The organism is Pseudomonas sp. DR 5-09, assembly GCF_001655595.1.
GTDB lineage: Bacteria > Pseudomonadota > Gammaproteobacteria > Pseudomonadales > Pseudomonadaceae > Aquipseudomonas > Aquipseudomonas pharyngis.
This window is the reverse complement of record NZ_CP011566.1, coordinates 415,231-425,669: the sequence shown is the minus strand read 5'-3', so window position 1 is coordinate 425,669 and position 10,439 is coordinate 415,231. Positions and strand designations below refer to the sequence as shown.

General features: G+C 62.0%; 9 protein-coding genes. All 9 read right to left on the bottom strand.

Annotated features, from left to right (window positions below):
* Positions 1 to 48: 48 nt before the first annotated feature.
* Positions 49 to 486 carry a D-aminoacyl-tRNA deacylase gene (gene dtd / locus PDR5_RS01885; protein ID WP_064592873.1) on the bottom strand — a complete coding sequence of 146 codons (438 nt, stop codon included), beginning with the start codon at positions 484 to 486 and terminating at the stop codon, positions 49 to 51.
* A complete protein-coding gene (pip, locus tag PDR5_RS01880) occupies positions 483 to 1,454 on the bottom strand; it encodes a prolyl aminopeptidase (protein ID WP_007952436.1) in 972 nt (323 codons plus the stop codon). The genes dtd and pip overlap by 4 nt, the downstream gene beginning before the upstream one ends.
* 104 nt (positions 1,455 to 1,558) lie before the next feature.
* Entirely contained in the window at positions 1,559 to 2,476 is a 918-nt protein-coding gene (locus PDR5_RS01875) for an alpha/beta hydrolase (protein WP_064592871.1), read from the bottom strand.
* Positions 2,476 to 3,423 carry a choline ABC transporter substrate-binding protein gene (locus PDR5_RS01870; protein ID WP_064592869.1) on the bottom strand — a complete coding sequence of 316 codons (948 nt, stop codon included), beginning with the start codon at positions 3,421 to 3,423 and terminating at the stop codon, positions 2,476 to 2,478. Before PDR5_RS01870 ends, PDR5_RS01875 begins: the two co-directional genes overlap by 1 nt.
* 174 nt (positions 3,424 to 3,597) lie before the next feature.
* Positions 3,598 to 4,560, bottom strand: a complete 963-nt coding sequence (locus tag PDR5_RS01865; RefSeq protein ID WP_064592530.1) for an IS110 family transposase — start codon at positions 4,558 to 4,560, stop codon at positions 3,598 to 3,600.
* A 302-nt stretch (positions 4,561 to 4,862) separates the two neighbouring features.
* Positions 4,863 to 5,666, bottom strand: a complete 804-nt coding sequence (gene hutG / locus PDR5_RS01860) for an N-formylglutamate deformylase (protein ID WP_064592867.1) — start codon at positions 5,664 to 5,666, stop codon at positions 4,863 to 4,865.
* A 10-nt stretch (positions 5,667 to 5,676) separates the two neighbouring features.
* Positions 5,677 to 6,882, bottom strand: coding sequence for an imidazolonepropionase (gene hutI, locus PDR5_RS01855; protein ID WP_064592865.1), 1,206 nt, complete (start codon positions 6,880 to 6,882; stop codon positions 5,677 to 5,679).
* A 260-nt stretch (positions 6,883 to 7,142) separates the two neighbouring features.
* Positions 7,143 to 8,675, bottom strand: a complete 1,533-nt coding sequence (gene hutH / locus PDR5_RS01850; protein WP_064592863.1) for a histidine ammonia-lyase — start codon at positions 8,673 to 8,675, stop codon at positions 7,143 to 7,145.
* A gap of 117 nt (positions 8,676 to 8,792) precedes the next feature.
* Positions 8,793 to 10,316 (bottom strand): histidine ammonia-lyase, encoded by a 1,524-nt coding sequence (hutH, locus tag PDR5_RS01845; protein ID WP_064592861.1) that lies wholly within the window; start codon positions 10,314 to 10,316, stop codon positions 8,793 to 8,795.
* Positions 10,317 to 10,439: the final 123 nt, after the last annotated feature.

Here is a 10,439-nt window from a genome sequence, read left to right as displayed (position 1 = left end):
TTCCCTGTTTTCAGTCGAAAAGCCCTTAAAAAGATGTTTCAAGCGCTTTCATGTCTGTAACAGGAAGGTTACCGGGCCATCGTTGACCAGGTGCACCTGCATATCCGCGCCGAATCTACCTGATGCCACTGTGCCATGCATCTGTTTCGCTTTGCTTAATAGATAGTCGAATAATTCTTCGCCCAGCGCCGGAGGGGCGGCGGTCGAGAAACTCGGGCGCAACCCGCTTTTGGTGTCGGCAGCGAGGGTGAACTGAGAGACCAGCAGCAACCCGCCGCCCACATCCGCCAAGGACAGATTCATCTTGCCCTCGGCGTCACTGAACACTCGATAGTTAAGCAGCTTATGCAGAAGTTTGTCGGCGCTGGCCGGCGTGTCGTCGGGTTCGACCGCCACCAGCACCAATAAACCCTGATCGACACTGCCGACCACCTCGCCCGCCACTTCGACCCGCGCGCCTTTCACGCGCTGCAACAGCCCCTTCATGCTTCTTCGGGCGGCAGGTCGAGCAGACGACGGGCCATTTTGCTGGCGGCGCGCACCAATGCATCGGTGATGCCCGGTTCCGAGGCAGCGTGGCCGGCATCGCGGATCACCTGCAGCTCGCTGTTCGGCCAGGCCTGATGCAGTTCCCAGGCGTTGTCGAGCGGGCAGATCACGTCGTAGCGACCATGGATGATCACGCCCGGCAGATGGGCGATCTTGCCCATGTCGCGGATCAGCTGGTTTGGCTCAAGGAAGGCATTGTTGGTGAAGTAGTGGCATTCGATCCGCGCGATCGACAAGGCGCGCTGCGGCTCGGAGAAACGGTCGACCACCAGCGGGTTCGGACGCAGGGTCGCGGTGCGCCCTTCCCAGGTCGACCAGGCCTTGGCCGCGTGCATCTGGGCGATCTGGTCGTTGCCGGTCAGGCGTTTGTGGAACGCGCTGAGCAGGTCGTCGCGCTCGTCCAGCGGGATCGGCGCGAGGTAGTCCTGCCAGTAATCGGGGAACAGACGGCTGGCGCCGGCCTGGTAGAACCATTCGATTTCCTGCGGACGGCAGAGAAAGATCCCGCGCAGGATCAGCCCATGCACGCGCTCCGGGTGGGTCTGCGCGTAGGCCAGCGCCAGGGTCGAACCCCAGGAACCGCCGAACAGCACCCATTTGTCGATGCCCAGATGTTTACGGATGCGCTCGAGGTCTTCGACCAGATCCCAGGTGGTGTTGTTTTCCAGGCTGGCGTGAGGCGTGGAACGACCACAGCCGCGCTGATCGAAGGTGACAATGCGATACAGGTTCGGATCGAAGTAGCGGCGACTCTGGGCGTCGCACCCGGCGCCGGGACCTCCGTGGATGAACACCACCGGCAAACCTTCCGGTGAACCGCTTTCGTCGACGTACAGCGTATGGGTGTCATCGACGGCCAGATCGTGCCGTGCGTGAGGTTTGATCTGCGGAAACAAAGTCTGCATTGCGCGCTCCGTAAGGGGTCGAGGTCATCCCTGGGGGGACTTCTATTATTCTGCCGTCCGGCATCATAAACCCGATTTACGTCAATGAGCATGCCCGTGCGCTGTCACATTTTGTCAGCCATGAACCCCAGCAGGTTCTCAAAGAGACGATCGACCTCGGCGACCTGATGCCGCGCCCGCAGGCAGCCGTGAACCAGCCCTTCGCCGTAATACAGCGCCGCGTCGACGCCCGCCGCGTTCAGCCGTTCGGCGTAGCACACGCCGTCGTCACGCAGCGGATCGAACTGCGCCACGGCGATCCAGGCCGGGGGCAGACCGCTGAAATCCCGGGCCAGCAACGGCATCGCATAGGAGCTCGGCTTTGTGGTGCCACGCAGGTACAGGGCGTGATAGCAATCGACATCGCTGCTGGCGAGCAACGGCGCATCGGCGCATTCGCTGCGCGACGGTAACTGCTCGTCGCCTCCCAGCCCCGGATAGATCAAGACCTGCGCACCCGGCAGCGGCTCGCCGGCATCGCGCAGTGCCAGGCACAGCGCCGCCGCCAGATTGCCGCCGGCGCTGTCGCCCGCCACCAGCATCCGTCCGGGGTCGAACCAGAAGGGCCCACTGCGCAACGCGCGCCAGACGCTCAGGCAATCCTCGAAACCGGCGGGGAACGGATGCTCCGGCGCCAGCCGGTAATCCACCGCCACCACCATTGCCCCAAGCGCCATGGCCAGCTCGCAGCAGATGAAGTCATGGGAATCCAGCCCGCCGACCACCCAACCGCCGCCGTGCAGGTACAACACGCACGGCCAGCCACTGGCCGATGGCCGGACAGGCGGGCGATACGAACGCACCGCCACCCCGCTCAACTGGAAATCCACCACCTCCAGACCCACCGGCCGTTCGGGCGTGAAGGCGCGGCACATATCGTCATAGGATTTGCGCAATCCGCCGAGGCTGCTGTCCTCGCTGGCAAAGCCTTCGGTTCTGGAAACGAAGGCTGCCATCGACGGCGAAAGTGGATAAGTGCCCATCAGTTTTTCAGGCTGGCCTGAACCGTGGCCACGCCGTCCTTGCCATCGAAACTGCTGACACCCGCCAGCCAGCGTTGCAGGTCTTCGGGATGCTCACGCAGCCAGGTCTTCGCCACTTCCTGAGGGGTCTTGCGCTCCATGATCGGCACCATCAACTGGCTTTCCTGGGCGGCGGTGAAGGTCAGGTTTTCCAGCAGTCGATGAACGTTCGGGCAGCGCTCGGCGTAGTCCGGCGCGGTGACCGTGGAAACGGTGGCGGCGCCTTCGTTCGGGCCGTAGACGTCTTCGCTGCCGGTCAGGTAGGTGATTTTCATGTTGATGTTCATCGGGTGCGGGGTCCAGCCGACGAACACCACGAACTCCTTGCGGTTCACCGCCCGCTGCACGGCGGCGAGCATGCCGGCCTCACCGGATTCGACGATCTTGAAATCCTTCAGGCCGAAATGGTTGGTTTCGATCATCGTCTTGATCGTGGTGTTGGCGCCGCTGCCGGGCTCGATGCCGTAAATCTTGCCGCCGAGCTGATCCTTGAACTTTGCGATGTCGCCGAAGGTTTTCAGCCCCGCCGCCGCTACGTAATCCGGCACTGCCAACGTCGCCTGGGCGTCGGCCAGGCTGGGCTTGTCCATGACCTTGACCTGATTGGCGGCGAGGAACGGCGCGATGTTCTTGTCCATCGCCGGTTTCCAGTAGCCGAGGAAGATATCGAGGCGCTTGTCGCGGATGCCGGCGAAGATGATTTGCTGCACGGCGCTGGTCTGTTTGCTTTCGTAGCCGAGGCCGTTGAGCAGCACGTCGGCCATGCCGCTGGTGGCGATCACGTCGGTCCAGTTGACCACGCCCATGCGCACGGTTTTGCAGGAAGCATCATCGGAAGCCATGGCGCCGGCGCTGAGCAGCGCACTGCCGGTGAGGATTAACGCACAACGAGTGAACAGTCTTTTCATGTGGGATCGTCTCGTGCGGCAGCGGTTATTGTTCGGATCGGTGTCTTCTTGCACCGTGGCCGAAACATTACGCAGCAGACGAGCGGGAAAAGCGAACTGTGGCGACCGGGATTTGCACGGTGGCGACCCAAGCCGTGCACAAACCTGTGGTCACCACAAAAACTGTGGGAGATTCTATGTTGCAGGGGAACCCTGCAACCTTAAATTGGGTTGGTATTCGCTCTGATTTTTCATGAGGGCGAATGCCACCCGGCAAAGCTTACGGGCGAGGATGACCAAGGCCTGGGTTCTGGCTAGACCTCTTGCCAGATAGGATTCATAGAACGGTTTCCAAACAGGGGACCGACAAGCTGCCATAGCTGCATTGTGTGCAAGACGCCGTAATTCCCCGTCACCTTTTTTGCTCAAGTGGCGAGGACTGTGTTTCTTGCCTGAGTCCTTTGCCTTCAAATCCATTCCCAGAAAGGCGATGAACGCATCGGCGCTGGCGAACTCACCTCGCATGTACGTAGTTGCCAGTCCCGTTGCCGTGAGTTCACCAATCCCTTCAATCGCTTTGCAGCGTCTGATGTTTTCGCTAATGCCGGCCTCTTGGCTGACTTTGCGAAGTAATTCCTGAATGGCCTGATCAAGCTGTTTGAAATGCTCCAACCCATGGGCCAAAAGATCTTCAAGGAGAGGTTCGTTTGACCAGCTCAGCATGATACTGACTCGGGCCTTCATCAGCTGCGCACGCTTGTTAAGCAGACTTTTCAACACCGTGTAGTGCCGTGGTGGTGGGCTCCAGACCCGCAGCCGGTGCTGTTCACTGGTTAGATAACGCGCCAGAAGACGTGCATCACAAGGGTCGGTTTTTGCACGCTGACCGATGCTTTCGCGGTAATGGCTCACCCGGTAAGGGTCCACGACGTAAACCCGATGCCCCATACCATGGGCCAGTTCGGCCGTATCCAGGTGGTAGAGATTAGTGGCTTCCAGGGAAATCGAGCTTTGTGCGGGCAGGGTCTTCAGCCAACGACCTATAGACGTACGGTCGTTGTTGATGACCTGAATGTTTTTCAGATCTTCGCGATAAGCGACGATTTCGGCTTTGGCCACATCGACACCAATCACCGTTGGCGAGGTAAGGATTGTCATGACGAATCCTCGGAGCTAGGGTTTAAGAGCTTGTCGGGGTCTACCGTAGCGCTGGCTTGCCTCTATCGTCGGTTTTACCGATGAATTCCTTATCGGCGCTTTAGGTAGAAAGGGCGGGACGAGAAGTCTCCCACGGTCCGTACTGGCTAGAGTCGGAATCGAGCTTTTAGTCCCGCCCACCCCTTCAAGTCTAAACATACAAGCGAGCTTGCTCGCGATGGCGGTGGTTCAGTCACTATTGATGTCGACTGACACGACGCCATCGCGAGCAAGCTCGCTCCCACAGGGTTCCTGGTGTGTATTCAGGATTTGTAGCGAGTCGCGCCCCAGGCGAGCAGCCCCTGCAGCAACTCCTTGAGCACCACCCGCGTCGGCTCCGCCAGATCGGCGCGATAGCGGAACGGTTCGAACTCTTCCATGTAGGTGCACTGGCCCAGTTCCAGTTGCACGGCGTGGATGTTCTCGGCCGGGTTACCGTAGTGACGGGTAATGTGGCCGCCCTTGAAGCGTCCGTTCAGCACATGGCTGTAATCGCCATGGCGTGCGCAGATCGCTTCCAGTTGCGTGGCCAACTGCGGATCGCAACTGGCGCCGTTGAAAGTGCCGAGATTGAAGTCCGGCAGCTTGCCATCGAACAGGTGCGGGATGATCGAGCGGATCGAATGCGCATCGAACAGCAGTGCGTAACCGAACTCGGCTTTCAGCCGCGCCAGCTCTTCCCGCAAGGTGCGGTGATACGGCGTCCAGATCTGCTCCAGATAGATCGCACGTTCTGCTTTCGAAGGCTCCTGACCTTCCTTGAACAACGGAATGCCATCGAACAGCGTCGCCGGGTACAGCCCGGTGGTGGCGCCGGCGTACAGCGGTTTGTCGTCGGACGGCCGGTTCAGGTCGATGACAAATCGCGAGTACTCGGCCGCCAGGGTGCTGGCGCCCAGTTCGGCGGCGAAATCGTAGAGCTGCGGAATATGCCAGTCGGTGTCCGGCAGGCTTTTCGCGTCCGGGATCAACCCGGCCTCGACCGCCGGGGTCAGGCGCACACCGGCGTGGGGCATGCTGATCAGCAGCGGCACGCGACCTTGTTTGAAGTTCAGAACCTTATCCACAACCACTCTCCTACAGACTTGATTCAACGCCGTGACGCACGACGCGTTTGTCCAGTTCACCACCGAGCCAGTACGCCAGGTCCGCCGGGCGGTCGATCTGCCAGGCGACAAAATCGGCGACCTTGCCGACTTCCAGCGAACCGTGGGTCTCGGCCATGCCCAAGGCTTGCGCCGCGTGAATCGTGGCGCCGGCCAAGGCTTCTTCCGGGGTCATGCGGAAACAGGTGCAGGCCATGTTCAGCATCAGGCGCAAAGACAGCGCCGGCGAGGTGCCGGGGTTGAGGTCGCTGGCGATGGCGATTTTCACTTTGTGTTTGCGCAGGGCTTCCATCGGCGGCAACTGGGTTTCGCGCAGGAAGTAGAACGCGCCCGGCAACAACACCGCGACGGTGTCGGACTCGGCCATGGCGATGGCGTCGGCTTCGTCCATGAACTCCAAGTGATCGGCGGAAAGTGCGTGGTAGCGCGCAGCGAGGCTGGAGCCGTGCAGCGACGACAATTGCTCGGCGTGCAGCTTCACCGGCAGACCGAGTTTTTGCGCGGCGATGAACACCCGCTCGACCTGCTCCGGCGAAAACGCCAGGTATTCGCAGAAGGCATCCACCGCATCCACCAGGCCTTCGGCGGCCAGCGCCGGGAGCATCTCGGCGCAGATGTGATCGATGTAATCGTCGGCGCGGTCCTGGTATTCCGGCGGCAAGGCGTGGGCAGCCAGACAGGTGCTGCGCACGCTGATCGGCAGCTCGGCGGCGAGGCGACGGATGACCCGCAGAATCTTGCGCTCGCTGGCCAGATCGAGGCCGTAGCCGGATTTCATTTCGACCGTGGTCACGCCGTCGCGCATCAGGCTTTTCAGGCGTTTGGTGGCGCTGGCGAACAGCTCGTCTTCCGAGGCTTCGCGCGTGGCCCGCACAGTGCTGGCGATGCCGCCGCCGGCCGCTGCGATTTCGGCATAGCTGACGCCTTGCAGGCGCTTCTCGAACTCGCCGCTGCGGTTGCCGCCGAACACGGTGTGGGTGTGGCAGTCGATCAGGCCGGGAGTGACCCACGCGCCTTGCAGGTCATTGACCGCCGGGTATTCGCCTGACGGCAAGTGGCTGCGCGGGCCGATCCACTCGATGAGTGCACCGGACGTCACGATGGCCGCATCCTCGATGATCGAGTAGACGCCTTGCGCCATGGTTGCGACGTGGCAGTGTTGCCAGAGGGTTTTCACTGTGAGCCTCCGTTGGATTCTGTTCGGTGGGCAGCCTTCAAAAGCCCCCTCATCGGAACGCCGCCCGCCTAACCCTCTCCCGGAGGGAGAGGGGACTGACCGCGTTGTTCTTTCGAGGTACATCGACCTGAAATTCCTGAGTCGAACTCAGGTTCTGAAAACGATGAAGATCGGCTCCCTTTCCCCTCTCCCCCTGGGGGAGAGGGCTGGGGTGAGGGGGAACGGTTTCCCGGACGACAAAAATCCCCCTGAAAAAACGCTTACAAACTAGGCAGCAACTTCGCCGGAACCAGTTCAGTCAGCACCCGCGAAGCCAGCAGTTCGGTCGCCGCATTGATGTCCGGTGCGAAGAAGCGGTCCTTCTCGTAGAACGGCACTTCGCGACGCAGAATCCCGCGGGCCTGTTCCAGTTTGGTCGAGGTCTTCAGGCCGTTGCGCAGGTCCAGGCCCTGCACCGCCGCCAGCCATTCCACCGCGAGAATCCCGCGCGTGTTATCGGCCATTTCCCAGAGACGCTTGCCGGCAGCCGGGGCCATCGACACGTGGTCTTCCTGGTTGGCAGAAGTCGGCAGGCTGTCCACCGAATGCGGATGGGACAGCGCCTTGTTCTCGCTGGCCAGGGCCGCAGCGGTCACTTGGGCGATCATGAAGCCGGAGTTCACGCCTCCGTTGGCGACGAGGAACGGCGGCAGCTGCGACATGTGCTTGTCCATCATCAACGAGATGCGGCGCTCGCTCAGGGAACCGATTTCGGCAATGGCCAGCGCCATGTTGTCAGCGGCCATGGCCACAGGTTCGGCGTGGAAGTTGCCGCCGGAAATCACGTCGCCTTCGGCCGCGAACACCAGCGGGTTGTCGGACACGGCGTTGGCTTCGATGGCTAGCACTTCGGCGGCCTGACGGAACTGGGTCAGGCACGCGCCCATGACTTGCGGCTGGCAACGCAGCGAGTACGGGTCCTGAACCTTTTCGCAGTTCTGGTGCGAGTCGGAGACTTCGCTGCGCTCGCCCAGCAGATCGCGGTAAGCGGCAGCGGCGTCGATCTGGCCTTTCTGGCCACGGGCGGCGTGGATGCGCGCATCGAATGGCGAACGCGAACCGAGCACCGCTTCCACCGTCAGACCGCCCAGCGCCAGCGCGCCGGCGAACAGGTCTTCACCTTCGAACAGGCCGCGCAGCGCGAATGCGGTGGAAACCTGAGTACCGTTGAGCAGCGCCAGACCTTCTTTCGCCGCCAGGGTCAGCGGGGTCAGACCGGCGACTTTCAGCGCTTCGGTCGCTTCCATCCACTCGCCCTTGTAGCGCGCCTTGCCCTCGCCCAGCAGCACCAGCGACATGTGCGCCAGCGGTGCCAGGTCACCGGATGCACCGACCGAGCCTTTCAGCGGAATGTGCGGATAGACCTCGGCGTTGATCAGCGCGATCAGCGCATCGATCACCACGCGACGGATGCCAGAGAAACCACGGCTGAGGCTGTTGACCTTCAGCACCATGATCAGGCGCACCAGCTCATCGCTGATCGGCTGGCCGACACCGGCGGCGTGGGACAGCACCAGCGAACGCTGGAGGTTTTCCAGGTCTTCGCTGGCGATGCGGGTCGAGGCCAGCAGGCCGAAACCGGTGTTGATGCCGTAGGCGGTGCGGTTTTCCGCAAGGATCTGCTCGACGCAGGCCACGCTGGCCTCGATCTGCGCGCTGGCGCTGTTGTCGAGGGTCAGCTTGACCGGGTTCTGATAAACGTCACGCAGTTGGGCCAGGCTCAGTTGGCCGGGGATCAGGTTCAGCGCAGTCATTTTGTGCTCCTTTTGAGAGTTTATTGTTAACTCGCCAGACGCTCCGGAGATGTCCGTTGTCCGTCGCGTCTGCCCTTTTGGGGAGCCGCGCCTTGGCACGCTGGCGTGGGTAGTTTTTCAGTGCAAATTCGGTAATGCGTTGTGCAGCAGATCCGGGTCTTTCAGAACGCTTGCGGCAGCGGCGATATCCGGCGCCAGCCAGCGGTCCTGATCGTAGGCCGGGATCTTTTCGCGCAGCAGTCGCCAAGCGGTATCGGTGCCCGCGCCGAAGCGCTGTTCCTTGAGAAATTCAAACGCCTGGGCCGCCAGCAGGTACTCGATGGCGAGGATCTGCGTGCAGTTTTCCAGCGCGCGGTGCAGCTTCAGCGCGGCGTTGGTGCCCATGCTCAGATGGTCTTCCTGCAAGCCCGAGGTGACGTAGTTGTCGAGCACCGCCGGCTGCGCCAACTGGCGGTTTTCCGCGCACAGCGACGCGGCGACGTATTGCACGATCATCATCCCGGAGTTCACCCCCGGATTGGCCACCAGAAACGCCGGCAGGCCGCTGACGTGCGGGTTGATCAGGCGATCCAGACGCCGCTCGGCAATCGAGCCGATTTCGGCCATCGCAATCGCCAGCAGATCCGCCGCCAGCGCCACTGATTGCCCGTGCGGGTTGGCCTGGGACATCACCCGGAAGTCGTCCGGTGTGCCCAGCAGCAACGGGTTGTCGGTGCAGCCATTGAGTTCGGTTTCGATCTGTTTGATCGCGTGTTCCAGTTGATCGCGGGCGGCACCGTGCACCTGCGGGATCGAGCGGATGCTCAAGGCATCCTGGGTGCGAATGCCTTTGCTCGCGGCGATCACTTCGCTGCCATCGAGCAAGGCGCGCAGATTGACGCCGACCTGCTGCATGCCCGGATGCGGTTTGAGCGCAATGATCTCGGCATCGAACGCGGCGATCTGACCGCGCTGGGCTTCGAAACTCATGGCGCCGATCACGTCGGCCCATTGCAGCAGACGCGTGGCGTCGGCAATCGCCAGGCAACCGAGGCCGGTCATGCACGGCGTGCCGTTGACCAGACACAGACCGTCCTTCGCCCCGAGCTGCACCGGTTGCAGGCCCTCTTCGGCCAGCGCCTGCTGTGCAGACACGATCTGCCCGCGATAGCTGACATTGCCCACGCCCAGCAGCGCGATGCCGATGTGCGCCATGTGGGTCAGGTAACCCACCGAACCCTGGGACGGTACTTGTGGGGTGATACCGCGATTGAGCAGCGCCAGCAGCGCTTCGACCACCCGGCGATGAATGCCGGATTTGCCGTGGCTGTAGTTGCGGATCGCAGCGCACAGGATGGCGCGGGTCTGCTCATCGGCCAGCACCGGACCGACGCCGCACGCATGGCTGAGCAAGGTGTTGCGCGAAAGCTGACTGAGCTGTTCGTCTTTCAGCGAGACGTTGCACAGCGCACCGAGCCCGGTGTTCACGCCATAGGCGCGCTCACCGCTGGCGACGATGCGCTGGACGATGCCCTGCGCGTTTTCAATGCGCGCCCAGGTCTGGGCCGACAGCTCGAGCTGCGCGCCATGACGAGCGACTGCGACCACATCCTGCCAACGCATCGGGGCGTCGGCGATAACGATTTTTTCAGCCTGGGACATCTAAAACCTCACCCGAACATTGATCCAGCTTTGCCGACGCTATCGTCGGATCGCCGCCCGGAGCAAGCTCGCTCCCACAGGAGACCGCATTCCAACTGTGGGAGCGAGCCTGCTCGCGATGGG